The 24,196-nt window shown below is 62.4% G+C and carries 23 protein-coding genes; 11 read left to right on the forward strand and 12 right to left on the reverse strand.

All coding sequences use genetic code 11. The features are described from left to right. Positions 1-5 precede the first annotated feature (5 nt). Positions 6-1,280, reverse strand: a complete 1,275-nt coding sequence (locus tag EY713_RS09570; protein WP_131114586.1) for a CynX/NimT family MFS transporter — start codon at positions 1,278-1,280, stop codon at positions 6-8. Positions 1,281-1,402: 122 nt separating this feature from the next. Here EY713_RS09570 and dnaG point away from each other — a divergent pair, with 122 nt between their 5' ends. The 5 genes from dnaG to tam all read left to right on the forward strand — a co-directional run bounded on the left by dnaG (position 1,403) and on the right by tam (position 7,230). After that, a complete protein-coding gene (dnaG, locus tag EY713_RS09575; protein ID WP_342635987.1) occupies positions 1,403-3,385 on the forward strand; it encodes a DNA primase in 1,983 nt (660 codons plus the stop codon). A 172-nt stretch (positions 3,386-3,557) separates the two neighbouring features. Next, entirely contained in the window at positions 3,558-5,609 is a 2,052-nt protein-coding gene (gene rpoD, locus EY713_RS09580) for an RNA polymerase sigma factor RpoD (protein WP_131114587.1), read from the forward strand. Positions 5,610-5,743: 134 nt separating this feature from the next. After that, positions 5,744-6,034: a hypothetical protein gene (locus tag EY713_RS09585; protein WP_177525403.1), complete on the forward strand. Its 291-nt coding sequence runs from the start codon at positions 5,744-5,746 to the stop codon at positions 6,032-6,034. Between the two features lie 12 nt (positions 6,035-6,046). Continuing rightward, entirely contained in the window at positions 6,047-6,343 is a 297-nt protein-coding gene (locus EY713_RS09590; RefSeq protein ID WP_131114588.1) for an HlyU family transcriptional regulator, read from the forward strand. 110 nt (positions 6,344-6,453) lie between these two features. Then, complete coding sequence (tam, locus tag EY713_RS09595) at positions 6,454-7,230, forward strand: trans-aconitate 2-methyltransferase (protein ID WP_131114589.1); 777 nt, start codon at positions 6,454-6,456, stop codon at positions 7,228-7,230. A 10-nt stretch (positions 7,231-7,240) separates the two neighbouring features. On the opposite strand, the gene fliJ is transcribed toward tam, so the two are convergent. Beyond that, entirely contained in the window at positions 7,241-7,645 is a 405-nt protein-coding gene (fliJ, locus tag EY713_RS09600; protein WP_131119511.1) for a flagellar export protein FliJ, read from the reverse strand. 492 nt (positions 7,646-8,137) lie between these two features. Between fliJ and ctrA the strand changes: the two genes are divergently transcribed. Continuing rightward, positions 8,138-8,839: a response regulator transcription factor CtrA gene (ctrA, locus tag EY713_RS09605; protein ID WP_131114590.1), complete on the forward strand. Its 702-nt coding sequence runs from the start codon at positions 8,138-8,140 to the stop codon at positions 8,837-8,839. Between the two features lie 84 nt (positions 8,840-8,923). Here the strand turns inward: ctrA and EY713_RS09610 are convergent, their stop codons facing one another. Both EY713_RS09610 and chpT read right to left on the reverse strand, forming a co-directional pair. Beyond that, positions 8,924-9,289 (reverse strand): response regulator, encoded by a 366-nt coding sequence (locus tag EY713_RS09610; RefSeq protein ID WP_131114591.1) that lies wholly within the window; start codon positions 9,287-9,289, stop codon positions 8,924-8,926. 97 nt (positions 9,290-9,386) lie between these two features. Beyond that, the gene (chpT, locus tag EY713_RS09615) at positions 9,387-10,106 is read right to left on the reverse strand and encodes a histidine phosphotransferase ChpT (RefSeq protein ID WP_131114592.1); all 720 of its coding nucleotides are present in this window, start codon (positions 10,104-10,106) and stop codon (positions 9,387-9,389) included. 268 nt (positions 10,107-10,374) lie between these two features. On the opposite strand from chpT, the gene cysQ reads away from it, so the two are divergent. The 3 genes from cysQ (at position 10,375) to EY713_RS09630 (ending at position 13,178) form a co-directional block, all read left to right on the forward strand. Next, positions 10,375-11,280 (forward strand): 3'(2'),5'-bisphosphate nucleotidase CysQ, encoded by a 906-nt coding sequence (cysQ, locus tag EY713_RS09620; RefSeq protein ID WP_245572958.1) that lies wholly within the window; start codon positions 10,375-10,377, stop codon positions 11,278-11,280. 166 nt (positions 11,281-11,446) lie between these two features. Further along, positions 11,447-12,031, forward strand: a complete 585-nt coding sequence (locus EY713_RS09625) for a DUF1134 domain-containing protein (protein ID WP_131114593.1) — start codon at positions 11,447-11,449, stop codon at positions 12,029-12,031. A 94-nt stretch (positions 12,032-12,125) separates the two neighbouring features. Further along, positions 12,126-13,178, forward strand: a complete 1,053-nt coding sequence (locus EY713_RS09630; protein WP_131114594.1) for a coiled-coil domain-containing protein — start codon at positions 12,126-12,128, stop codon at positions 13,176-13,178. 20 nt (positions 13,179-13,198) lie between these two features. Here the strand turns inward: EY713_RS09630 and EY713_RS09635 are convergent, their stop codons facing one another. The 3 genes from EY713_RS09635 to fumC form a co-directional block, all read right to left on the reverse strand. Continuing rightward, positions 13,199-13,987 carry a hypothetical protein gene (locus tag EY713_RS09635; protein WP_131114595.1) on the reverse strand — a complete coding sequence of 263 codons (789 nt, stop codon included), beginning with the start codon at positions 13,985-13,987 and terminating at the stop codon, positions 13,199-13,201. Next, the gene (locus EY713_RS09640; protein ID WP_131114596.1) at positions 13,984-14,577 is read right to left on the reverse strand and encodes a hypothetical protein; all 594 of its coding nucleotides are present in this window, start codon (positions 14,575-14,577) and stop codon (positions 13,984-13,986) included. Before EY713_RS09640 ends, EY713_RS09635 begins: the two co-directional genes overlap by 4 nt. A gap of 91 nt (positions 14,578-14,668) precedes the next feature. Further along, positions 14,669-16,084 carry a class II fumarate hydratase gene (gene fumC, locus EY713_RS09645; protein ID WP_131114597.1) on the reverse strand — a complete coding sequence of 472 codons (1,416 nt, stop codon included), beginning with the start codon at positions 16,082-16,084 and terminating at the stop codon, positions 14,669-14,671. A 180-nt stretch (positions 16,085-16,264) separates the two neighbouring features. Here fumC and EY713_RS09650 point away from each other — a divergent pair, with 180 nt between their 5' ends. Both EY713_RS09650 and EY713_RS09655 read left to right on the forward strand, forming a co-directional pair. Further along, positions 16,265-17,059, forward strand: coding sequence for a GyrI-like domain-containing protein (locus EY713_RS09650; RefSeq protein WP_131114598.1), 795 nt, complete (start codon positions 16,265-16,267; stop codon positions 17,057-17,059). 16 nt (positions 17,060-17,075) lie between these two features. Beyond that, on the forward strand, positions 17,076-17,573 hold the full coding sequence (locus EY713_RS09655) for a CAP domain-containing protein (RefSeq protein ID WP_245572992.1): 498 nt from the start codon (positions 17,076-17,078) through the stop codon (positions 17,571-17,573). On the opposite strand, the gene EY713_RS09660 is transcribed toward EY713_RS09655, so the two are convergent. The 5 genes from EY713_RS09660 to EY713_RS09680 form a co-directional block, all read right to left on the reverse strand. Then, entirely contained in the window at positions 17,537-18,634 is a 1,098-nt protein-coding gene (locus tag EY713_RS09660) for a 3-deoxy-7-phosphoheptulonate synthase (RefSeq protein ID WP_131114600.1), read from the reverse strand. The genes EY713_RS09655 and EY713_RS09660 overlap by 37 nt on opposite strands. A 231-nt stretch (positions 18,635-18,865) precedes the next feature. Continuing rightward, positions 18,866-21,169 (reverse strand): FdhF/YdeP family oxidoreductase, encoded by a 2,304-nt coding sequence (locus EY713_RS09665; protein ID WP_131119514.1) that lies wholly within the window; start codon positions 21,167-21,169, stop codon positions 18,866-18,868. A 242-nt stretch (positions 21,170-21,411) separates the two neighbouring features. Beyond that, on the reverse strand, positions 21,412-22,014 hold the full coding sequence (locus EY713_RS09670) for an urease accessory protein UreE (RefSeq protein WP_131114601.1): 603 nt from the start codon (positions 22,012-22,014) through the stop codon (positions 21,412-21,414). A gap of 31 nt (positions 22,015-22,045) precedes the next feature. Beyond that, the gene (locus tag EY713_RS09675) at positions 22,046-22,342 is read right to left on the reverse strand and encodes a putative quinol monooxygenase (protein ID WP_165491084.1); all 297 of its coding nucleotides are present in this window, start codon (positions 22,340-22,342) and stop codon (positions 22,046-22,048) included. Positions 22,343-22,408: 66 nt separating this feature from the next. Next, positions 22,409-24,145, reverse strand: coding sequence for an ABC transporter ATP-binding protein (locus EY713_RS09680; protein ID WP_131119516.1), 1,737 nt, complete (start codon positions 24,143-24,145; stop codon positions 22,409-22,411). Positions 24,146-24,196: the final 51 nt, after the last annotated feature.

A 24,196-nucleotide genomic window follows, 5' to 3' on the forward strand; every position in this document is an offset into this window, starting at 1 on the left:
AGCCTTCAAGACCCCTCTGGCAAAAGTTGCGTCGCCCGACCAGCCCCGATGCCGCTCCACATGCCGACGAGCGTGATGCAGACGAAGAGAAACCCGGCAGCCGCGTAAGAGCCGGTGGTTCCACGCAGCACACCGACCAGAAGCGGGCCGAGGGAGGCCAGCGTGTAGCCGACACTCTGCGCCATGCTCGACAGGCGCGCCGCCACCTGCGCGTCGGGCGAGCGAAGCACGATGGCGGTCATGGCGAGAGCGATCAAGCCACCTTGGCCGAAGCCCTGCAGGGTCGCCCAGAGCCAGATGCCGCCGAGAGGCGCGAACATGCAGGCCAGCAATCCAAGCAGCGCCACGGCGAAGAAGGCCGCATTGACGACGCGTTGATCGCGCTGGCGAACCGCGATGACGGGCGCAAGCATGCAGGCGATGCACTGGACGATGACCGAGAACGACACGACGAGCCCAGCTGTCGTGCCGCTCAAGCCGCGTTCGCGCAGGATCGGGGCGAGATAGCCGAAGACGCAATAAGCGAGGGCCGATTGCAACCCCATGAACAGCGTCACGCGCCAGGCTAGGCCGCTGCGCCAGAGAGAGGGGCCTCGCACGCTCGTGCGCGCTGGCACGTGCCGAACGGCCAACGCCTGGGGAGCCCAAAGCAGCAAGACGAGCCCGACCGGCGCGGCCCAGATGGCGAGCGCCGCCGACCAATCATTGCCGAGCCAGTGTTCGAGCGGCACCGTGAACCCGGCGGCCGCTGCGGCACCGGCGCTGAGCGCCATGGTGAAAAGGCCTGTCATCAGGGCGAGACGGTCGGGAAAATCGCGTTTGACGAGGCCCGGCAGCAACACGTTGACGACCGCGATGCTGCCGCCCGCCAAAATCGCACCGGCCAGCAAAGCCGGAAACGTCCCGAGCCCGCGGAGAGCGGTGCCGATCCCGAGCACGAGCAACAGCATCATGATGGTGCGCTCCGCACCGAAACGCCGCGCGAGCCCGGGCGCAAAGGGCGCGAACAGGCCGAGGCAGAGGACCGGAAGCGTGGTCATCAAGCTGGCCGCACCCGGATGCAATCCGGTCGATTGCGTAATTTCCGGCAGGAGCGCCGCGACGCTGGAAAAGACGGGACGCAGGTTGAGAGCGATGAGGACCAGGCTGGCACCGAGCAAAAGCCGTGACCCGGACGCCTGGATCGGTTCGGGCGAGAAGGTGTCGGCTTCGGCGTCGATCAACGGTTCGCCCAACAACTCCGCGTCGCTCGTTGCCACATGACCGATCGCCTTCTTCATCTTGGGGTCACTCGCGTTGGGCGTCGCCGATGGCGGTTTGGTGATGGCTCGCTCTCCGACAGGGTCTTACGGTTCCTGTGCCGTCGAGACCAGCCGTCGCGAAGGCGAGCGCGGAGGCGAGCGTGGATTCAGCATCGGGATCGCATCGCGCGCTCGCTGAATCCGAGGAGGCCTGCTATTTTGGCCGGATGCGTTTTTCACCCACGTTCCTCGACGAATTGCGGAACCGGCTCGCCGTGTCCGACGTGGTCGGCCGCCGCGTCAAGCTGAAGAAGCAAGGGCGCGAATGGCGTGGGTTGTCGCCGTTCAACACCGAGAAGACGCCATCCTTCTATGTCAATGACCAGAAGATGGCCTGGTTTGATTTCTCCTCGGGGCGTAACGGCAACATCTTCGATTTCGTGATGGCGACCGAGGGCGTGAGCTTCCCCGAAGCCGTCGAGCGGCTTGCCGGGGAGGCGGGGCTCGCCTTGCCGAGCCGCAGCGCCGACGACGTGGTGCAGGAGGGTAAACGAGCAGGATTGATCGACGCCTGCGAGTGGGCCGCGCAATATTTTCAAAGCGCGCTGCAGGGCCGCGAGGGTGGCCGGGCACGGATCTATCTCACGGAGCGTGGCCTGGGTTCCGACGTTCAGGCCGAGTTCCGCCTCGGGTTTTCGCTGCGTGAAAAATTCGCCCTGCGCGATCATCTGGCGGGGCGGGGCGTTGGTGCAGACGTGATGATCGAGGCCGGGCTGCTGGTCCATGGCGAGGGGATCGCGGTGCCGTATGATCGCTTCCGCGATCGCGTGATGTTTCCGATCCAGGATCGGAACGGCCGGGTCATCGCCTTCGGCGGCCGGGCGCTCGACAAAGATGTGCCGGCCAAATATCTGAACTCGCCGGAGACGCCGCTCTTCCACAAAGGTGGGATTCTGTACAATCACCACCGCGCTCGAAAACCCGCGTCCGACAAAGGCACCGTGGTGGCGGTCGAGGGCTATATCGATGTCATCGCCATGACGATGGCGGGTGTCCCCAATGTCGTCGCGCCCCTCGGTACCGCGCTGACGGGGGACCAATGCGAAGTTATGTGGCGCATGGCGCCCGAACCATTGCTCTGTTTCGATGGCGATGCAGCCGGCCGCCGCGCCGCTTTCAAGGCGGTCGATACGGTGCTGCCCTTGATTGCGCCGGGCCGGAGCCTGCGCTTTGCCTTTCTACCCGAAGGGCAGGATCCCGACGATCTGGCCCGGTCGGGTGGCGCCGGTGCGATCGAGACCGTGCTGGATCAAGCCAAGCCGCTGGTCGATGTGCTGTGGCTCCGCGAAACCGACCATCTCGTGTTGGATACGCCCGAGCGGCGCGCCGGGCTGGAGCGGCGGCTCGGCGACCTCGTGCATGAAATCAAGGACGAGGCGTTGCGTCGGCATTACGGGTCGGAACTGCAGGCGCGTTTGCGACAGGTCATCGATGCCGGCCGGCGTGGTGCTGGCGGGACACGCGGCCCGGCCGACAAGAGAGCGCCATGGCGACCCGGCCGCCCACGCGGTGGGCCGGAGCCCCTGCGAGGCTATGTGGCGTCTCCGCTCAACCTCAATCCCGGGACGTCGCTCGCCCGCGCCGTGATGCCGCCGCGCGAAACCCTGATCGCGGCATTGATCCTCAACCACCCCGCGCTCCTCGAATGGCATGCCGAGGATCTGGCCCACACCGAATTTACCAATGCCGATGTGGCTCGTCTCAGGGATGGGTTGTTGCAATGTCTCGGCGACCATCCGCGCGACCACGACGCGCTCCGAGATGCGCTGATCGCCAACGGGCATGGTGGATTACGCGAAAAAATCATGGCGGCTGCCGAACGTTTGCCGCATTGGTGCCTCAAGCCTGAAACTGCCGACGTCGATGCCGATCAGGTTTTGCGACAAGCTTTGGCCTTGCACCGGAAGGCCGGCACCTTACATAGGGACCTTAAGGCGGCAGAGCACGCGCTTGGCCGTGACGCGAGCGATCAAAATTTCGCCGCGTTACAGGATGTTCAGGCGCGTCTATCCGCTCTAGAGGGGACCGAGGCGTCCGTCGAAGGCTTTGGCGCATCCTCGGGTCGGGAAGCGACAGACGTCTAGCAGATGTTGGATTTCGGTGGCGGCGATTGCCATGGTTAACGGTGACTTCATGCCTTCCGTTTAATCACGATCAGGGCCGTCTTAGGTTGAGTTGCGTGTCGTGCGTTTGAACGACACCGTCGTTTCACCGGACCGAGGCGTGGTGCGGTCGACGGGAATGGAGCGATTGAGAATGGCGAAAAAGGACGACGACAAGACCGAGGGCGACGCAACGGCGACAGAAGCTGCGACCGATAGCCCCCTGCTGGATTTGTCGGATGCCGCCGTCAAGCGAATGATCAAGCTCGCCAAGCGGCGAGGCTTCGTGACCCACGACGAATTAAATGCCGTTCTGCCGTCCGAGGAAGTGACCTCCGACCAGATCGAAGACATCTACGCCATGTTGAGCGAGATGGGGATCAGCGTCGTCGAGAGCGAAGAGGCCGACGAGGCGGGCGAAAAGCCTGAGGAGGCTGCAGCCGGCGAAGAGGAAGAGGCCGAGGGCGGGGAAGTCGTGGAGGCAGCGCGCCCGACCGCCGTTGCGACCCGCACCAGCGAGCCGACCGACCGGACCGATGACCCGGTCCGTATGTATCTGCGCGAGATGGGGTCGGTCGAACTCTTGTCGCGCGAAGGCGAAATCGCCATCGCCAAGCGGATCGAGGCCGGCCGCGAAGCCATGATCGCTGGCCTGTGCGAGAGCCCGCTGACCTTCCAGGCCATTATCATCTGGCGCGACGAATTGAACGACGCCAAGGTGCTGTTGCGCGAGATTATCGATCTTGAAGCAACCTACGCCGGGCCGGACGGCAAGAATACGCCGAAAATCGACATGACGGCCCCTGACGCGGCAGAGCTCGTGGCGGCACGCGCTGCTGCGGCGCCTGCGACGGCGCCTCGCAATCCGCCGCCCGGCCTCGATGGCGGGATGCCGATTCAGGAAGACTCGTTCGACGACGAGGACGACATGGAAAATTCCGTGTCGCTTTCGGCGATGGAATCCGAGCTGAAGCCCAAAGTTCTTGAAACGTTTGATCGCATTGCCGACGCCTATAAGAAGCTTCGTCGGCTGCAGGATCAGGATATCGAGAACCGGCTCGGCGGAGAGTCGCTGTCACCAGCCCAAGAGCGCAAATACCGCGAGTTGAAGAAGGCTGTCGTGGCCGACGTCAAATCGTTGTCGCTGAACCAGAACCGCATCGATGCGCTGGTCGAGCAACTCTATGACATCAACAAGAAACTCATCGGACACGAGCTGCGTCTGATGCGCCTTGCCGAAAGCTCCGGCGTGGCCCGCGATGACTTTCTTCGCAACTATCAAAATTCCGAACTCGACCCGAAGTGGGTGCTGCGCGTGTCCAAGCTCGGCAGCCGCGGCTGGAGAGAGTTTGTGGCGCGCGAGAAGGACGGGATTCACGATCTCCGCGGTGAAATCCATGCCTTGTCGAGCGAGACGGGCCTGGAGATTCAGGAATTCCGTAAGATCGTGCATATGGTCCAGAAGGGCGAACGCGAAGCCCGTCAGGCCAAGAAAGAGATGGTCGAGGCGAACCTTCGTCTCGTGATCTCGATCGCCAAGAAATACACCAATCGCGGACTGCAATTTCTGGATTTGATTCAGGAAGGCAACATCGGTCTGATGAAGGCGGTCGATAAATTCGAATATCGCCGCGGTTATAAGTTCTCCACCTACGCGACATGGTGGATCCGGCAGGCCATCACCCGTTCGATTGCCGACCAGGCCCGCACGATCCGCATCCCGGTCCATATGATCGAGACGATCAATAAGATCGTTCGCACATCGCGCCAGATGCTGAACGAGATCGGCCGTGAACCGACCCCGGAGGAACTGGCCGAAAAGCTCGCAATGCCGCTCGAAAAAGTGCGGAAGGTGTTGAAGATCGCAAAGGAGCCGATCAGCCTCGAAACGCCGATCGGCGACGAGGAGGATTCGCATCTTGGTGATTTCATCGAGGACAAGAATGCGATTCTGCCGATCGATGCGGCGATTCAATCCAATCTCCGCGAGACGACGACTCGCGTTCTGGCGTCCCTCACACCGCGTGAGGAGCGCGTGCTTCGCATGCGGTTCGGGATCGGCATGAACACCGATCACACACTGGAAGAAGTCGGCCAGCAGTTTTCCGTGACGCGCGAGCGCATTCGGCAGATCGAGGCCAAGGCGCTGCGGAAGCTGAAGCATCCGAGCCGATCGCGTAAGCTGCGGAGCTTCCTCGACAATTGAGCGCGTCACACGAGCCGAAACCCATCAAGTCGGTGGATTCGTCATGGACCGACGTCGTTCTGGTCTGCCGCAAATGCTCGAAGAAGCTCGATGGCGGCTTCGGGCCTAAACACAAGCAGGCTTTCGGAGCGGCATTGACCGAAGCGCTGTGGGCTGCACAGCAAGATGTCGGCGGCCGGAAGCAAAAGGCCCGGCGCCGCCGAACCGGTGTCGTCGAAGTCGAGTGCCTCGACTTATGCCCCAATGGTGCGGTGGTGGCGCTGCGGGCCGGCGCACCCGGCGACTGGCTGGTGATCCCGCGCGGCACCTCCATGATGGACAGTATGCGGCAGCTCGGTTTAAACCAGCGAGCGAGCATGAATGAGCATGTGGGATCAGGTCAAGCGATGGTCGACCCCGCAGACGCGCCTCGACTCAACCCTTGAGGAGGGTCGGCCATGTCGTTCCTGAAATCTCTGTTTGGTGGCGGCGTCCCGAAGGCGACCGTTGCTCCCGCGCCTGACAAGACGACGAGTCAGATTGAACATAAGGGTTTCGTGATCCGCGCCGTTCCGTTCAAGAGCGAAGGGCAGTATCAAACCGCCGGTATCATCGAGAAAGAGATCGGGGGGACCATGAGGTCCTACCGCTTCGTCCGGGCCGATCGAAGCACGATGGTCGAGGACGTGACCGAACTGGCGTTGAGCAAAGGCCAGAAGATCATCGACGAGCAGGGTGACGCGCTGTTCGACTAGAGAATGATCGGGCGCGATCGAGAGGCCGTGCTGCCTGATCGCGATGAGTTGGTCGCGATAGAGAGCCTGGAGAATGGTGTCCCAGGCGAAGGCGCTGGAGGCGATATCCCATGAATGACTGGAACCCCGCCCTCTACCGTCAATTCGAGGACGAGAGAACCCGACCCGCACGAGATTTGCTGGCGCGCGTCGACGGCACGTTCCACAGGATCGTCGACCTTGGCTGCGGCCCGGGTAATTCGACCGAGTTGCTGGCCCGCCGCTTTGCCGGCGCCGACATTCTCGGCATCGACACCTCGGCCGCAATGCTGAACGACGCGCGGTCCAGGCTTCCAGAGTGCCGCTTTGAACTGGCCGATATCGAGACATGGTCTCCCGTGACGCCGCCTGATCTGATCTACGCCAATGCCTCGCTGCAATGGCTCGGGGATCACGCGACGCTCGTCCCGCGCCTCTTCGCGGCCTTGGCGCCCGGCGGGGTCCTCGCGGTGCAGATGCCGGACAACCGGGATGAGCCGTCTCACCGCTCGATGCGAGAGGTCGCGGCCGAACCGGCGTTCGCGGCACATCTAGAGGACGGCGCAAGCAGCCGTGTGAAGATCCTGCCGTTGACGGCCTATTACGATCTCGTCTGCGACGAGGCCGATACGGTGGATGTGTGGCGAACCACCTATCATCACCCGATGGCAGATGCCGCGGCGATCGTCTCTTGGGTGCGGTCGACCGGCCTCAGGCCGTTCGTCGATCCGCTTCCTGACGACCTCCGGCTCTCGTTTCTGACCCGCTATCAAGCCCGAATCGATGAGGCTTATCGGCCGCGGCCCGATGGCCGCCGGTTGCTCGCTTTTCCGCGACTTTTTTTCGTCGCGGTTCGGCCATCCGCGTGATCGAGCAGCCTCAGGCGCGAGCGAGACGAGCCATCGCGTAGGTGTCCATGTCAGCGGCGCGTGGCGGCTCGCTGAAACGCTCCGTCTTATCGCGACTATCGATGTTCTCGGCTTTCTTGAGTTCATCCATGGCGGTCTCATAATGCGACCGCGCCTCCTCGATCTGGCCGCGTAATTCATCGGCCGATCGCTTGAGATTGTCACGCCGAACAACCGCTGCCCGCGCATAGGTCGGATAGGCGAAATGGGCCGGATCGGTGATGCCCGACCGCTGCTCTTCGGTCGCGATTTCGCGATCGAGGTCGGCTGCCATGCGATTGAAATCTGCAATCATGGAGTCGATCTGCGCCACGCGACGGCGCCGCTCTTCGACCTGAAAGCGTTTCAATCTGAGTAGGTGATCCCGCGACTTCATGACGCGTAACTCCAAACGACGCGAGGGTGGACCCAAACCGCGAAGCGGCTGGGCGGCGACAATCCGCGAGACGGTGGAACTATCGCGCATGTTAGTTGCGCCTTCCTTACTCTCCGATCTAAAAGCAGGTTAATGCATCGCGTTGATGTGAGTCGCTGTTCCGACCGTCGGATGCACGAAGTTCGAGTCTCATTGTGATCGGCCGATATCGGTCATTCAAAGCGACAGGCTCGTTGTCGCGTTGAATGAGCGCGTCGTTAAGGTCCTGCAAGGCTTATGGTCAAATTTCGTCAGGAAGATAAAATGCTTAGCCCGATCCCTTAATAAGACGATGGAACAAGGCGAACGGATAAATTTCGTTAACCATTCCCGGTTACCTTTAACTTACTGCCAAGTATTGGCGACGGCCTTTTCGCCCAGCAACGTCCGCGAGCCTGCCTCTCGGGGACGGCGTCGCAGCCAGGTCAATCGAGGCTAGGGTGGGGATCTCATATGCGCGTTCTATTGATCGAAGACGACGGCGCTACGGCCCAAAGCATCGAGCTGATGCTGAAATCCGAGAACTTCAACGTGTACACGACCGACCTCGGCGAAGAGGGGATCGATCTCGGCAAGCTCTATGATTACGACATCATCCTGCTCGACCTGAACCTTCCCGACATGTCGGGCTATGAAGTCCTGCGGACATTGCGGGTCGCCAAGGTTAAAACGCCGATCCTGATTCTGTCCGGTCTCGCCGGCATCGAGGATAAAGTGAAGGGTCTTGGTTTCGGCGCCGACGATTACCTGACAAAGCCGTTCCACAAGGACGAGCTCGTCGCCCGCATCCATGCCATTGTGCGCCGCTCCAAAGGGCACGCCCAGTCGGTCATCACCACGGGCGATCTGATCGTCAATCTCGATCAGAAGACGGTCGAGGTCTCAGGCTCGCGCGTGCATCTGACCGGCAAGGAATATCAGATGCTGGAGCTGCTCTCGCTTCGCAAGGGCACGACGCTGACCAAGGAAATGTTCCTCAATCATCTTTACGGCGGCATGGACGAGCCGGAACTTAAGATCATCGACGTTTTCATCTGCAAGCTTCGCAAGAAGCTCGCCAACGCGAGCCACGGCCGCAACTTCATCGAAACGGTTTGGGGGCGCGGTTACGTGCTGCGCGAGCCGAACGAAGCGGAAGATCGTATCACCGCCTGACGGCTGCGACGCCGTCCTGAGCATGCTCAAACGCCAGGCCTCGTGCCTGGCGTTTTGCGTTGCGGGTCGTGACGCTTTCTTACTTCACAGCAGGCCGAGAGCGACGACCTTGGCGCGCAGGATCTCGCCATCGAACGGCTTCATCACATAATCGTCGACGCCAGCCTGGAGCGCGCGCTCGATATGCGCCACGTCGTTTTCCGTCGTGCAAAGCACGAGCTTTGGTGCGAGGCCGCCGGGAAGCGTCCGGAGTTTCCGCGCGAAAGCAAAGCCATCCATGACGGGCATGTTCCAATCGAGCAGGATCACGTCCGGCATACGCGCCAAACAAGCGCCGAGAGCCTGTTGGCCGTCCTCAGCTTCGAGCGTGTCGAACCGGAGATCTTGGAAAATCCGGCAAGCGACTTTGCGGATCACTGCCGAATCATCGACTACGAGCGCCTGAACCATGATGATCTCCGCAGCGACCGGGACCGTCGTCCGTTCAGAGAGCAGTATGACGGCCGACGCTTAACCGCGACTGAAAGTGCCGCGCGGTGACGAGCCCTTAGAGATCGAAAACGTCGTTTGGGTCACGCTCGGTCGCGGTCGCTGCGCTGGGGACCGTATCGGCATGCACCGGGGCCGCAACCGGCTTGGCTTCGATCAGCACGACATCGTCGAGTGTGCCGATGCTGATCTCATAAGCGATCTGCCGAGCCACCAGTCCGGTGAAAAACGGCTGGATCGCGTGAGCGTCGATCGTATCATTCTCCGGCTTGCCGGCGAGCAGACCGGCCAGCGCATGATTGACCCGCGGATTAATCCCGCGTGCGACGAGCCGGATGTCCGGGGCCTCGCTGGGGCCGGACGTCGAGACCGTGACGACGCCGCCACGCGGGATGGTGCCGGCCGCGATCACGCAGAGATTCAGGATCAGTTTGACTTTGTTCTTGGGCATCAGGACGCGCGGTGCTGTCCAGTCGAGTTTGACCTTGTCGTCGCCGAAGAGGCCACGCGTCACGCTTTCGGCGTCGCCCGTGTCGATCGAGGCTCCGGCGGAACCAGCCGCGCCGAAAGCCAGCCGGCAGAATTGAAGTTTGGCCGAGGCGGTGTTGGCGCTCTTCTTAATGAGGTCGAGCGCGAAAACGCGGGTGTCTGCGTCGTTATCGTCTTCGAGCACCTCGAGGCCGTTGACGATGGCGCCGACCGGGCTGATCACATCGTGGCAAACGCGGGAGCAAAGCAGGGCCGCGAGGTCCAGAGCGTCGAGCGCGAAGGTCGTCATGGCGGGTCCCGGATCTGGCGCCGATGCGCCGCAAGATATAACCGCCGCCCAGGGCGGCCGTGCCAACGGGCCCACACCCATCGGAGCGTCGATACCCGGTTACGCCGGAGCATCGCCGAATCAAAGGTTTGCGACCGAAGCGCCTTTTTGATACCGTAATGGTCTTCGGTTTGAAAGCCGATCCTCCCTCGACGCGGCGGGCGATGGTCCCGATCGGTGTTGTCAGGGCGTCCCATCCCATCAAGCTCGGACAAGGTATGACATCCCAGTGACATATCCTTCTAGCGAGGCTGACCTCTCCGAAGACGCTGGGCGTGAGGTCGATACGACCGGCATGATCGATCGCGTGCGATTGGCTGACGATTTCGCCCAGTTGGCGCTCGATGCCGCCGTTGCGATCATGCGGGTCTACACGACGCGGGGATGCGCCTTTCACCTGAAAGCGGATCAGAGCCCCGTGAGTGAGGCAGACGAGCAGGCCGAGGTCGTGATCCTGGCGGGGCTGAAACACTGCGCGCCGGGGATTCCGGTGCTGGCCGAAGAGGCAGCGGCGCGGGGGTCCAAGCCGGCCCTCGACGGTCAGTTTATCCTGGTCGATCCCGTTGACGGCACAAAGGAATTCATAGGCGGAAGCGGCGAGTTTACGGTCAATATCGCCTTGATCGAAGCAGGTCGCCCGGTCGTCGGCGTCGTTTATGCGCCGGTCTTGAAACGCCTCTGGTCAGCTGCCGGGGGCGTTGCCACGGTCTGTCGCGTCGAGCCAGGGCAGAGATTGGCCGATGCCACGGAGCGGCGGTCGATCCACGCACGCACGGCGCCGAACGGGGCCTATGTGGCCCTTGCCAGCCGTTCGCATTCGGATGCGCCGACGGAAGCGTTCTTGGCTAACCTTCCGGTTCGCGAGCGGCGGGAAGCGGGATCGTCGCTAAAATTCTGCGCCATTGCGGAAGGCGATGCCGACCTTTACCCGCGTTTCGGACCCACGATGGAATGGGATACGGCGGCGGGTGATGCGGTGCTGCGCGCCGCGGGCGGCGTGGTTCTGTCGCTCGCTGGCGGTCCGCTGCTTTATGGGAAGACTGGCGAAGATTATCGCAACGGCGGTTTCGTGGCTTGGGGCGATCCGATCGCGGGTGAGCGCGAAGAGCAGGATCGGCTCGCCGACGCCCCGTGATTGATCACAAAGCGACGGATTTGTTGTGATCCATTAACCAAAACGGCACATCATCGCTCGAAACGCCGGTTTTGAGCTTTGACGTTGCCATGTCGCCGACATGTTCACGTCCCAAGAGCGTTTCGGCCAGTCTGGATCGATGTAAGCTGTGCCTTTGGAGACCAACATGGTTGGATTGTCGCGGCGTGAGGTGATGATCGGTTCGGCCTCGGTGCTGATGAGTGCAGGCCTGGGGCCGGCCTTCGCCTATCAAGGCGACGAGCGCCCGCAGCGTTTTTCAACCGGTGAATTGGTCGAGAGCGGCCATAAGTTTTTTGGATCCGTGTCGCGCGGCTTGGCACAAGCGGTCGAGGAAGCCGGCCGTCGCTGGGGTCAGCCGAACGGCTATATCTTGGGGCAGGAGGCGTCTGGCGCCTTCATCGGCGGCGTTCGCTACGGCGAAGGCGTCATGTATACCCGCAATGCTGGCGACCAGCGTGTCTACTGGCAGGGTCCCTCCATCGGGTTCGATGTCGGCGGCGATGGCGATCGCACGATGATGCTGGTTTATAATCTGCCGGCGACGCGCGCGATTTTCCGCCGGTTTCCTGGCCTCGACGGATCGGCTTATTTCGTCGGCGGTTTCGGCTTTACGGCTCTGACGGACCAGAACATCGTCGTCGTCCCAATCCGCTCCGGCGTCGGCGCACGGCTCGGCATCAATCTCTCCTATTTGAAGTTCACGACGCAATCGACGTGGAACCCCTTCTAGCCGTCGCCGTCGCGTGCCATGAAGACGGCTCGACCCGAGACCGGTCTACGGTCTCGGACGCTGCGGCTTGGCGAGGCGTGAGGTTAAATCGGGCGTGATCGAACAGGCGATGATCTTCGCGCTTGGCTTTCTGATCGCCAGCTTGTTGTCTCTGCTGATGCTGCCCATCGTGTCGCGTCGCGCGGTTCGCTTGGCGACACGGCGGCTGCAGATGCTGGTGCCGCTCTCGATGGATGAGATTGCGGCCAATCGCGACCAGATTAGAGCCGCTCACGCTGTCACGGCGCGTCGGCTCGAGCAGCGGATTGAACGTCTGGTCGGCGACAAGGCCAAGGCAATGAGCGAAGCCGGTCGGTTCTCGGTCCAGTTAAAGACGCTGAACGAGGAGCATGCGCGCGTGTTGGCGCGGGCCGAGGTCCTGCAGCGAAATCTTGAGATGACGACGCTCGATGCTCACGAGGCACGGGCGACGCTTGGGCTAGAAATGCAGATGCTGCATGATGCGCTGGGCGTCGGCGAACGGCGTCTCGCGATTCTCCGGGGCATCGAGGCGCGGTTGGCGGCCGCTGAGGCGCTGATCGACCAGCAGAGCGGCATCATCGAGGGGCTCGAGATGCGCGGCACGGGACATGATCTCCGCATGAGGGCTTTGATGGCCAAAAATGTTACCGCGGCCCGGCAGTTCAGTGATGCGCGAACCCAGATTGCAGCCGTGACGCTCGATCTCGGTGCCGCGCGGGCCGAGATCGCGATGCTAAGCGGCAAGCGCGACGAGCTTCAGGCCGACCTCGACATCGCGCGCACCAGCGCCCTCGACGGTGAGCGGCGGTTTGCGGCTCAAGCCGCGCAGATGGCTGAGCTTGCGTCCCGCTTGGCCGACCAAAGTCACGAGCTTGTGATTGTGCAGGACGCGCTGGTCGAAGCCAAGAGGCGGGTGCAAGCGCTCGAGCAGGAGCGCGACGCCAAGCTGGAAAACGTCGCTCCTTTGTCAGACCGCGTCGATGATCTTGCGGCGCTTCGCGAGACGATCAAGACTCTGGCGGCCGAGATGCTGCTGATGACGCACAAGGTCGGATCGCAGGAGGGCGTTGCGCCACCGCTATCGTCCGATCCCGTGGCCAGCCCTCAGAACACCGCTCCCGTCTGATCGCTGCCGTCCGACGCTCGTCACGGGATGGCGCAAAGACCCTCGCAGGTGTCGGTCGACATGGCTTTGACGAAGACCGCCATTTTGGACTGACGATCGGGCGGAAGCGACGGGATCACCGTGTTGACCGTCGCGACGAATGCCGATCGATCGCCGCGCGGCGCCGCTGCGGCGAGAGCCGGAGCCTCAGCCGCAAGACTATCGATCAAGAGCGCGCGATTATCGGTCGTCAACGATGGGCTTCGAAGCATGAGCGTAAAGCCCGATATCAACTCCAGCATACCCAACCGAAATCCCTTGAGACCCTGGCGGCGCACGTCCGTCATCTGGTCGGGCGGGAGGTGGACGATAAAGTCGCCGATCGCCTCGGCTTCTGCCGCCAAGGTCATCGTGGTCATGATGCTTGCGCGGGTGATCTCGTCTTGAAACAGAGTGGAGTTTTGCGCCATATCCGGCAAGGTGGTCGGATTGGCCGAAAACAAGACGTAGGTCTTGTAGATCGCGCTTTGCTGTTCGCCGATGCCGATCAACAAAGGCACATCTTTCGCCGTGTAGGGCGGTGTCCCAAGGATCGCGGGCGCGTTCCACACCTGCTCCAACACGGCCCTGTCGCTCACGACCGACCAGCGCGGCAGCGTTCCCTTGGCGCGTGTCTGCCGCGCGCGGGCGTCCATGGCTGCATAAGCCGTCGTCATGGCCGCAACGCCGTTCGGTGGCACCTCGGCCCGAGCTTGGATCGGAACCGCGATCAAGCAGAGCGCCGCGATCGTGCGGACTGTCGTGAACGCGTTCGGACGACGCAAGCTCATGGCGCGTCGACCATGATCGAGGCCAGCAACGCTCTGGCTGTTTGAAAGCGGCTTTCTCCGGTCGCACAGGTTCGGCAGAGCGCCCACAAAAACCGACCGTGCACCACGGCCCGCGCGTGCAGAACCGACTTGAAGCCGCGCGCAGCCGTTGTCTCGAGCGTGAACCACGTGTTTTGACCCAAAACCTCCCGCCCGAGCGGCTTGGCCACGGTGGCGCCTTTGCTCGTTTTCTTGAGGATGATCTGCGTCGTCTCGTCCATGCTGCCTTTCGTCGGAAACAGCAGAGCGTTGCTGGCGATATCCCACAGATCGATGATGTCGTCGTAGGTCATCACCTCGCATGTGTCCTGGCTGATCGCACAGGCGGCCGACGTGCAAGAGGCTTCGATCTGGGTCTGAAACGTATGTTTGTCTGCCTTGATCACGTCCGGCGCAGGAGGGACCTTGCCGATCCAGCCCTCCGGTAGAACCAGGCTGACGCCGAATAACGGCAGCTTGATCCGTTCGGCCGCTCCTACGCTCGTCGCCAATGTCAGCAGCAAAACCACGGACATCAGGCCGCGCCGGATCAAGGCTCCCTCCCAAGACATGACACACCCTAAGGCTTCAAAGCAGTTTCGGCTCGATATCCTCCGCGCGTGACCAAGTCGCGACGCAAGTGACGAGAGGTGCCGGCTCGGCTCAGAGCCGAGCTTCGGTCATCTCTTGCGGCTTCACCCATTCGTCGAATTGCGCGTCCGTCACGAAACCGAGCGTCAGCGCCGCCTCGCGAAGGCTGATATCCTCCTTATAGGCCAGCATTGAGATTTTGGCGGCCTTCTCGTAACCGATATGCGGGTTGAGTGCCGTCACGAGCATCAGCGAGTTTTCGAGGTTGCTGGCAATCTTCTTGCGGTTCGGCTCGATGCCCCGCGCGCAATGCTCGTCGAAGGCGCGGCAGGCGTCGGATAGCAGCATGATCGATTCGAGCAGGTTGTGCAGCATCACCGGCTTGAACACGTTGAGCTGGAAATTGCCCTGCGAGCCCGCGAATGCCACCGCATGATCGTTGCCGAACACCTGAACGGCCACCATCGTGAGGGCTTCGCATTGGGTCGGGTTGATCTTGCCCGGCATGATCGACGAGCCGGGCTCATTCTCGGGGATCGTCAATTCGTTGAAGCCGGCGCGCGGTCCGCAGGCGTACCACCGCACGTCGTTGGCGATCTTCATACAGGCCCCGGCGAGCGTGCGGAGCGTGGCGCTTGCGGCCACCACCGCGTCGTGCGCCGAGAGGGCCGCGAATTTGTTGGGCGCGGAACAGAAGGGTTGGCCGGTCTCCGTCGCGATCTTGGCGGCTGCGACATCGCCGAACTGGGGATGCGCGTTGAGGCCGGTGCCGACGGCGGTGCCCCCGATCGCCAGGGCATAGAGGCCGGGCAGGGTGCGACGTACGCCCTCGATGGCGTCATCCAGTTGCGACACCCAGCCCGACATGACCTGCTGCAGGGTGAGAGGCGTCGCATCTTGCAGATGGGTGCGACCGACCATCACGACGTCGGCGAATTCAGCGGCCTTGCTGGCGAGTGTCTCACGCAGGGCCGTCACGGCGGGGATCAGGTCGCGCTCGATCTCTTCGACGGCGGCGATATGCATCACGGTCGGGAAGGCATCGTTCGAGGACTGGCCGTGATTCACGTCGTCGTTCGGATGGATCGGCGTCTTGGAGCCGAGCATCCCGCCCGCGATCGCGATCGCGCGGTTGGCGATCACTTCATTTGCGTTCATATTGGTCTGCGTGCCTGAACCCGTTTGAAACACGACGAGCGGGAATTCCGCGTCCCAGCGACCATCGATCACCTCCTGAGCGGCCTGGACGATCAGCTTGACCTTTGAGTCCGGCAATTGCCCGAGGTCGAGATTGGCGAGTGCGGCGCATTTCTTCAGGACGCCGAGCGCGCGGACGACAGGACGCCGCCACTGGAAGCGCTCGACGCCAATCGGAAAATAAGTCAGCGAGCGCTGTGTCTGCGCCCCCCAGAGATGATCGGCCGGGACTTGGACCTCGCCGAGCGAGTCTTTTTCGATGCGGATCGCGTTATGGCTGGTGTCGGTCATGATTCTGGAGTCCTGGTCCGAACAGATATGGTGCGGACATAGACCCAAAAGCCGCAGCGTTCAAAAGGCTTCGTAAGGATCTCGTTTCGCTCGGCGCCATTGTGCGACGCAAGGCTTCTTCGGTAGATTGCGGCGCAAGCCGGTCCGGCGGCGGGATGGGACGTTCATATGAGGCGGTTCATGAGTAAGACGACAACACGGCAGGCTGCTCGGCTGCTCACGTCCTTGATCCTGGCGGCGACGCCGATCGCTCCTGCCCTGGCGCAGTCGGTCGCGACGCCAGCGCCTGCAAGCCAGGACACGACCTCCGCTCCGCCCGTTCAGGCCCAGGCACCCGCGACGCCAGCCGTGACGCCGCCGGTCGCTCCTGCTCCCTCGACGCCGGTCGCTTCTCCGGCTGTCCCTCCGGCGGCTGCAGCCCCTGTCTCACCCACACCTGCCGTCCCCACACCGGCTGCGCCTGCACCCAAGACGGAGGCGACCTCCCCCGACAAGACCCCGCCCGACACGTCGATCAGCCAAACCATGACGTTACCGGCACGGCCCGCCGTGGTGATCTCCGGCAAAGCCACATGGGACGAGGGCTTCAAATCGATCACCGAGGCTTTCGCAACCCTCAACGCGGCTCTGGCCCAGAACAAGATCGCGGGCGCGGGTCGCCCACTCGCGGTCTTCACGGAAACCGATGATTCGGGGTTCAAATTCTCGGCCATGATCCCGATCGACAAAGCGCCGGAGGGCAAGACCGAGCTGACCCCGACCGTGTCGATCGGTGAAACGCCGTCCGGCAAGGCGATGCGGTTCCAGCATCGCGGTTCCTATGACGACATCGACTCCACCTACGAGGCCATCACGGCCTATCTCGACGAGAAGGGTCTCGAGGCAAAAAACATGTTTGCCGAGGAATATCTCGATCAGGTCAAGACGTCCGACGACAATTCGCTCGAGGTCGACATCTACGTGTTCCTGAAGTGAGATCCTGCTTTTGAGCATGATGAGGGTTGGCCGCCTCGCGCTGTTGAGTGTGACGGTCGGCCTTTTGGCGGGGTGTTCGAGTGGCGTGCTGCCCTCGCTCGGGCCCATCGAGCATGGGTCGACCACCGTCCTGCCGGTCGATCAGGCTGAAGCGAGTGTGCTCGTCTCCGACTATCGACGGCAGCATGGGCTCACAAGCGTCGGCACCGACACGGCTCTGCAACGCGTCGCTCAGGCGCAGGCCGATGCGATGGCCTCGGCCAATCAACTCAGCCACACGGTGGCAGGGTCGCTGCCGACCCGGCTTGCGGTTTTCGGACGCTCGCGCGGGGCCTCGGTCGAGAATGTCTCGGCCGGCTATGCCAGCCTATCGGACGCGCTCGCCGGTTGGCGGCGGTCGGCGCCTCATAACGCCAACCTGGTGTATGCCCCGATGCGGCGCATCGGGGTTGCGGCCGCCAGCGCGCCGGGAACGCGCTATAAGACGTTCTGGGCGCTGGTCATGACCGACTGAAGCCGCGCGTTTTGACGACGGCGGGTCACCCCATCGGCTAGATCGTCGAGAACCCTCACCGTTGTGGTCCAGTCGATACAGCCGTCCGTGATGCTCTGGCCGTAGACGAGCGGTTGACCGGGCACGAGCTCCTGCCGACCGGCGACGAGATGGCTTTCGACCATGGCGCCCATGATGCGCCGATCGCCCGACGCGATTTGTGCCGCCACATCGGCGATCACGAGCGGTTGGTTCTCGGGTTTCTTGGCGCTGTTGGCATGGCTCGCGTCGATCATGATGCGGACCGGCAAGCCGCATTGCGCCGCGACCTGTGCTGCGGCCGCGACGCTCGCGGCATCGAAATTCGGCCCGCGCCCGCCGCGCAGGATGATGTGGCAATCCGGATTGCCGGTCGTGGCCGCGACGGCCGCGCGTCCATCCTTCGTGACCGCTAGAAAATGGTGCGGGTCGGCGGCTGCGCGCATCGCGTCGAGCGCGATGCGAACATTCCCATCCGTGCCATTCTTGAACCCGACCGGGCATGACAGGCCCGAGCTCAGCTCTCGGTGGACCTGGCTCTCTGTCGTGCGGGCGCCGATCGCGCCCCAACCGACGAGATCGGCCAGATATTGCGGTGTCGTCATGTCGAGAAACTCGCAACCCGCCGCCAGCCCCATGCTGTTGATGTCGACCAGCAGGCTTCGAGCGAGCCTAAGCCCCTTCTCGACATTGAAGCTGCCGTCGAGATCGGGATCGTTGATCAGTCCCTTCCAGCCGACGGTGGTGCGCGGCTTCTCGAAATAGACCCGCATGACCAGAACGAGCCGATCGTCGAGGCGCTGCTGTTCGTCGTTGAGCCGGGCCGCATAATCGAGCGCCGCATGAGGATCGTGGATCGAGCAGGGACCGACGATCACGGCGAGGCGGTCATCGCGACCGTGCAGAATGTCATGCAGAGCGTCGCGGGTCCGCAACACCGTTGCGGTCGCGGCAGGCGTGCGGGGAAATTCGCGCATTACCTCGGCGGGGGTCGAGAGCGCCTGAATGGAACGAATGCGGGTATCGTCGGGCGAGGGAAGCATGGCCGGGATCCTGTTGGGTGAGGCATCCGGCGGCATAAAAAAAGCCGCCAGATGGTCTGGCGGCTGTTTGAGATGGTCGTTTTGGCTTTGTCTAAAGCACGCGCACCCCTACCTCCGCCTGTGGCCTCGGATAGCCATAAAACCAGGTTGAGGAAAAGATCTGCGCCATGGCCTCGTGCTTAGACCAACGTCGCGGCCTTGTCACGTTCCATCGCGCAGGCAATGGCAGTGTTACACGCTCAACGAGATGGTAACCGGAATCGATTTTGCAGCCGGCACCTTGCTGTGCTCGGCATGGTGCCAGAGCGGGATCAACGGGTTGCATTCGGGGTAGTAGCCGCCGCAGCAGCCTTCCGGGATGTCATAGGCGATGATCCGAAGGCCGGACACCTCGCGCTTCATATCGGCCGCGATCGTCGTGAGCGTCACGATATCGCCATCCTTCAGGGCAAGGCGATCGATGTCATGCTGGTTCATGAACACGATCTTGCGAGTTCCTTTCACGCCGCGAAAACGATCGTCATATCCATAGATCGTCGTATTGAACTGGTCGTTGCTGCGGAGCGTCATCAACCGCAACACATCGATGCTGTCGGACGGCATATCGGGGTTCTCATCGAGACCGCGCGGGACGATGAAATTGGCTTTGCCTGTCTTTGTCTTCCAGACCCGATTACGCGCCGGTACCGGACGCGGGAACCCGCCGGGCTTGAACATCCGAGCGTTGAAGTCCTTGAACTGCTCGGGGTAGGTCGCCTCGATCTTGTCGCGAACGAGCGCATAGTCGTCGCACCATGCGTCCCAATCGATGTGGGGATTGGGTGGCAATGTCGCCTTAGCCATTTCCGCGACAATACGCGGTTCGGACAGAAGATCCTTGGACACCGGGGTGCGGACGCCCCGCGAACCATGGATGAAGGCTGTACTGTCCTCGATCGCGACCGCCTGTTTGCCGGTTTTCTGCAAATCGATGTCGGTTCGCGCGAGACACGGAAGAATGTAAGAGACCTCGCCCCGGATCAAGTGGGCGCGGTTCAGCTTGGTCGAGATCTGCACACTCAGCCGAATGCGGCTCCACGCCGCTTCGATCGCATCTGTCTCTGGGATGGCGCGGATGAAGTTGCCGCCGAGCCCGATGAACGCCTTGACGTCGCCCTTGAGAATGCCTTCGCAGGCCTCCACGGTGTTGAGGCCCTTGTCGTGCGGGGGCTCGAATTTGTAGAGTTCGCGCAGCTTATCCATCGGGACGAGTTCAGGCTTTTCGGTGATGCCGACGGTGCGCTGGCCTTGCACGTTGGAATGGCCGCGCACCGGGCAGATGCCGGCCCCGGCCTTGCCGATATTCCCTCGCAACAGCAGCAGGTTGATGAGCATCTGGCAGTTTTCGACACCGGTCCGATGTTGTGTCAGCCCCATGCCATAGACGCCCATCACGGCAGACGAGCGCATGTAGACGGCGGCTGCTGCCTCCAGGTTCTTCCGCGTGAGGCCGGACTGACGCTCGAGGTCGGCCCAGTCATGACGCCGCGTCTCGGCTGCGAAGTCCTCGAAGCCATGCGTGTGGGTCGCGATGAAGTCGACATCTAAAATTCGCGGATCACCCGAAGCGATCGCCGCATCGTCTGCCGCCACGATGGCTTTGCACAGGCCCATGACGGCCGCGAGATCGCCGCCGGCTTTGACCTGATGATATTGCGTGCTGATGCGGGTGGATTCGCCGCTGAGCATCTCGGTCGGCGATTGCGGATTGGTGAAGGTGAGCAGCCCGCGTTCTTTCAGCGGGTTGAAGGTGATGATCGGCACGCCGCGCTTCCGAGCATCCTGCAATTGGTGCAGCATGCGCGGGCTGCTGGTCCCGACATTTTGACCGAAGAACATAATGCAATCGGTCTTCTCGAAATCCTCGAGATCGACGGTGCCGACGGGTGAGCCGATGCTCGCCGGAAGCGCGACCGACGTGCTCTCGTGGCACATGTTCGAGCTATCCGGGAAATTGTTGGTGCCCATCAGGCGGCCGAACAGAGCGTACATGTAGGAAGCTTCGAGCGACGCGCGGCCGGAGAGATACAGCACGACCGCTTTCGGATCGCAGGCGCGCAGTTCACGTCCGATTTCGGCGAAAGCATCGCCCCACGACACGGGTCGATAGCGGTCGGTTTCGGGGTCGTAGCGCATCGGATGCGTGAGGCGACCGGCTTCTTCGAGGTTATAGTCGGGCCACGTCAGCAACTCGCTGACCGTATGCTGCCGGAAGAAGGCCGGCGTGACCGTCTTTGGCGTCATCTCCCAGGCGGTCGCCTTCGCGCCATTCTCGCAAAACTCGAACGTGTTGGGCTTTTCGGGTTTGGCCCAGGCGCAACTCGGGCAAACGAAGCCGTTGGGCTTGTTCTGCAGCAGCAGGGCGGTGCCGCTCCGCAACAGCGAACCTTCGCGAGGCAAGATGTCGACAAGCGACTTGACCGATCCCCACCCCCCGGAGGGCGCCTCATACGGCTTGATCGTGACGGGTTCGCCGGTATCCGGATCTTTGCTCATGCTCACGCTGCCCGTCGTTTCCGGTGGCGGCGCGGATCGGTCCTCACCGAGCCACCCCCAACCGGTCATATGTTACGGCTAAGATCGGCGCGCTCATGCAGCGTGCCAACTCATGTCGCGAACGCTTCGGGTTTTGAACGGTTCCAGAGACGTTCGCGTGGCAAGCTGTAGCAAGGGCGCGCTGAGACGTTGGGCCGGCAGCGCCTCAGCGCGGAGCGACGTCGCAAAAAGGAACCCGCGCTTCAGTCGTGTGGATGATGATGATCGTGGTCATGACCGCCGTGATCGTGGTCGTGGTGCTTGTGGTCGTCAGCCTTATGGCCGTGCGCCTCGTGTCCGTGACCGTGACCTGAATGGTCATGCCCATGATGATCATGGCCGGCATGGTCGTGATGATCATGGTCGTGAGCCGCCGCCGCATAGGCGCCGCCCTCGGGATCGAAAGACGTCTCGATCGACGTGATCTTGACCCCGAGCGCTGCCAGCACCGTCTCGATGGCGGCATCGGGGCGGAGGCGGATCCCGTTCGGCAGCACCTGCGCCGCAAGATGCTGACTGCCGATTTGCAAGGCGGCCCGAACGAGATCGCCGGGCGTTCGACTGCGAAGTTCGATGAGCTGTTCCGGTGCGGCGACGACGTCCACAAGGCGACCGTCATCGAGCACGAGGGCATCGCCGCCACGCAGCATGATGGCCTCCGGAAGGTCGAATTCGATCGCGAGGCCGCGCACGCCGCTCGTCTTCAGTCCGGGTCGGTTCCGGTCGGCAAAATCCAGCACCACCGTATCGGCCGGCATGGCGGCCCCAAACTCATGCTGGGCCTTCACGGCTATCGCACGCGCCATCACTGTCGTTCCTTCAGCATCGCGGCTCATGTCAAAGCGTCTCGACATGATCGGGCGAAATAATTTCGACCTTGACCTTCTCGACAAAGTCGGCCGACACGCGTTGCCAGGCCTTGAGGTGAGGGGTCTCGAAATGCTGGGCGAGAGCCTCGCGCGAGCCCCAACGCTCCACGAACACGAAACAGTTCGGCTCGGTGATGCTGCTGAGAAGATCGTAGGAGTGGCACTCTGCCTCTTTCACGCTGGCGCCGATCACGGTCCGGGCATTCTCGAGAAAGTCGGCGCGGTGTTCCGACCGCACCGTTATGGTTGCGACGACATAGATCATGACCATCTCCCAATTCGTCCCGCGCGGCCCTGCGGGTGTCGTGTTGTAAGCCGCGGGTGCGGAGCGTCAATGAGCCGGAACGTTACCGGCGATGCCATATTGCGCGTCATGCAACCTGCGATAACTGCTGTTGCGCGCCAGAAGCTCAGCATGTCGGCCCTGCTCGTCGATGCCGGCTCCATCGATCACGACGATCCGGTCGGCATTCTGGATCGTGGCCAGCCGATGCGCGATCACCAGCGTCGTCCGCCCCTGCGACAACTCCGCAAGCGAGCGCTGGATGGCGCGTTCGGTTTCGGTATCGAGCGCCGAGGTGGCTTCGTCTAGGATCAGGATGGGCGGGTTTTTCAGGAACATGCGCGCGATGGCGATCCGCTGCTTCTGGCCACCCGACAGCTTGACACCGCGCTCTCCCACGATCGTGTCGAGACCCGCGGGCATGCCGGTGATCATGGTGTCGATCCGAGCCCGACGGGCTGCATCGAGGATGTCCGCGTCGCTGGCGCCGAGGCGACCGTAGGCGATGTTGTCGCGGATGGTGCCGCCGAACAGGAACACGTCCTGTTGCACGATGCCGATATGTCGGCGGAGCGACGCCAGCGTCATGGCCCGGATGTTGATTCCATCGATCGTGATGCGCCCGCCGGTCGCATCGTAAAACCGTGGCAACAGCGAGCAGATCGTGGTTTTGCCTGCGCCAGACGGACCCACGAACGCGACCGTTTCGCCCGCCGCGATCGACAGGTCGACGTGCTGCAGAATGGGCCGGCCTGCCGTGTAGCCGAAGCTCACATCCTCGAAGCGGACGTCGCCGCGCAAATGATCGATATCGCGAGCGCCGGGCGCGTCGGCGACATCGGGTTCGGTGTCGAGCAACTCGGTGTAACGACGGAACCCGGCGATGCCTTTAGGGTAGCTTTCGATCACGGCGTTGATCTTATCGATCGGCCGGAGAAATACGCCGACCAGAAGCAGGAAGCCGACGAAGCCGCCGTTAGACAATTGGCCGTGTAGAACGAACCAGGTGCCGGCCACCATCACGGCCATCTGGATGATCCGCATGCCGAGGTAGGATAGCGACTGGTTGGCCGCCATGATGCGATAGGCTTCGAGCTTGGTGTCGCGATAGCGCGCGTTGTCCTCCGAGAAGAGGCTGCGCTCGTGATCCTCGTTGGCGAAAGCCTGGACGACCCGCATACCGCCGACGTTTTCCTCGATACGGACGTTGAAGGCCGCCACGCTTCCATAAAGCCGGCGCCAGTTATGGGTCATCTTGGCCCCGTAATGACTGGTGATCCAGGCAATCGGAGGCACGACGGCTGCGGTGATGAGCGCCAAGTCGAGATTGACCCAGGCCATCAGCACGAAAGCGCCCGCAAAGGTCATGACGGCGATGAACAGGTCTTCCGGCCCGTGATGCGCGACCTCGCCGATCTCCTCGAGATCCTTGGTGACGCGGGCCACGAGATGGCCGGTCTTCTCGTTGTCATAAAATCGGAACGAGAGCTTCTGCAGGTGATCGAAGCTCTTCCGCCGCATCTCGGTTTCGATATTGATGCCGAGCTTGTGGCCCCAATAGGTCACGATGGCCATGAGGCCCGTGTTGAGCAGGTAGACCGCGACGAGACCCGCGGAGGCGAGCAGGATCAGACCCCAGTCCCGGCCCGGCAGCAACGTATCGACGAAGACCTTCACGGCGATCGGAAAGCCAAGCTCCAACAGACCGGAGAGAACCGCGCATGAAAAGTCGGCCAGGAACAGGCTGCGATAAGGCCCGTAATAGGCAAAGAAGCGCTTCAGCATGCCGGCTTTGTGGACCACACCCGTGTCGGGATCAAGCCGGCGATCGGTCAC

Origin of the sequence: Lichenihabitans psoromatis (genome assembly GCF_004323635.1) — a bacterium.
GTDB lineage: Bacteria > Pseudomonadota > Alphaproteobacteria > Rhizobiales > Beijerinckiaceae > Lichenihabitans > Lichenihabitans psoromatis.

What these genes read in the sequence shown, in the direction of transcription:
- EY713_RS09570 (WP_131114586.1), bottom strand. Translation starts at nt 1,280, where the DNA reads ATGAAGAAGGCGATCGGTCATGTGGCAACGAGCGACGCGGAGTTGTTG.
- rpoD (WP_131114587.1), top strand. Translation starts at nt 3,558, where the DNA reads ATGGCGAAAAAGGACGACGACAAGACCGAGGGCGACGCAACGGCGACA.
- EY713_RS09590 (WP_131114588.1), top strand. Translation starts at nt 6,047, where the DNA reads ATGTCGTTCCTGAAATCTCTGTTTGGTGGCGGCGTCCCGAAGGCGACC.
- tam (WP_131114589.1), top strand. Translation starts at nt 6,454, where the DNA reads ATGAATGACTGGAACCCCGCCCTCTACCGTCAATTCGAGGACGAGAGA.
- fliJ (WP_131119511.1), bottom strand. Translation starts at nt 7,645, where the DNA reads ATGAAGTCGCGGGATCACCTACTCAGATTGAAACGCTTTCAGGTCGAA.
- ctrA (WP_131114590.1), top strand. Translation starts at nt 8,138, where the DNA reads ATGCGCGTTCTATTGATCGAAGACGACGGCGCTACGGCCCAAAGCATC.
- EY713_RS09610 (WP_131114591.1), bottom strand. Translation starts at nt 9,289, where the DNA reads ATGGTTCAGGCGCTCGTAGTCGATGATTCGGCAGTGATCCGCAAAGTC.
- chpT (WP_131114592.1), bottom strand. Translation starts at nt 10,106, where the DNA reads ATGACGACCTTCGCGCTCGACGCTCTGGACCTCGCGGCCCTGCTTTGC.
- EY713_RS09625 (WP_131114593.1), top strand. Translation starts at nt 11,447, where the DNA reads ATGGTTGGATTGTCGCGGCGTGAGGTGATGATCGGTTCGGCCTCGGTG.
- EY713_RS09635 (WP_131114595.1), bottom strand. Translation starts at nt 13,987, where the DNA reads ATGAGCTTGCGTCGTCCGAACGCGTTCACGACAGTCCGCACGATCGCG.
- EY713_RS09640 (WP_131114596.1), bottom strand. Translation starts at nt 14,577, where the DNA reads ATGTCTTGGGAGGGAGCCTTGATCCGGCGCGGCCTGATGTCCGTGGTT.
- fumC (WP_131114597.1), bottom strand. Translation starts at nt 16,084, where the DNA reads ATGACCGACACCAGCCATAACGCGATCCGCATCGAAAAAGACTCGCTC.
- EY713_RS09650 (WP_131114598.1), top strand. Translation starts at nt 16,265, where the DNA reads ATGAGTAAGACGACAACACGGCAGGCTGCTCGGCTGCTCACGTCCTTG.
- EY713_RS09655 (WP_245572992.1), top strand. Translation starts at nt 17,076, where the DNA reads ATGATGAGGGTTGGCCGCCTCGCGCTGTTGAGTGTGACGGTCGGCCTT.
- EY713_RS09660 (WP_131114600.1), bottom strand. Translation starts at nt 18,634, where the DNA reads ATGCTTCCCTCGCCCGACGATACCCGCATTCGTTCCATTCAGGCGCTC.
- EY713_RS09665 (WP_131119514.1), bottom strand. Translation starts at nt 21,169, where the DNA reads ATGAGCAAAGATCCGGATACCGGCGAACCCGTCACGATCAAGCCGTAT.
- EY713_RS09670 (WP_131114601.1), bottom strand. Translation starts at nt 22,014, where the DNA reads ATGGCGCGTGCGATAGCCGTGAAGGCCCAGCATGAGTTTGGGGCCGCC.
- EY713_RS09675 (WP_165491084.1), bottom strand. Translation starts at nt 22,342, where the DNA reads ATGATCTATGTCGTCGCAACCATAACGGTGCGGTCGGAACACCGCGCC.
- EY713_RS09680 (WP_131119516.1), bottom strand. Translation starts at nt 24,145, where the DNA reads ATGCTGAAGCGCTTCTTTGCCTATTACGGGCCTTATCGCAGCCTGTTC.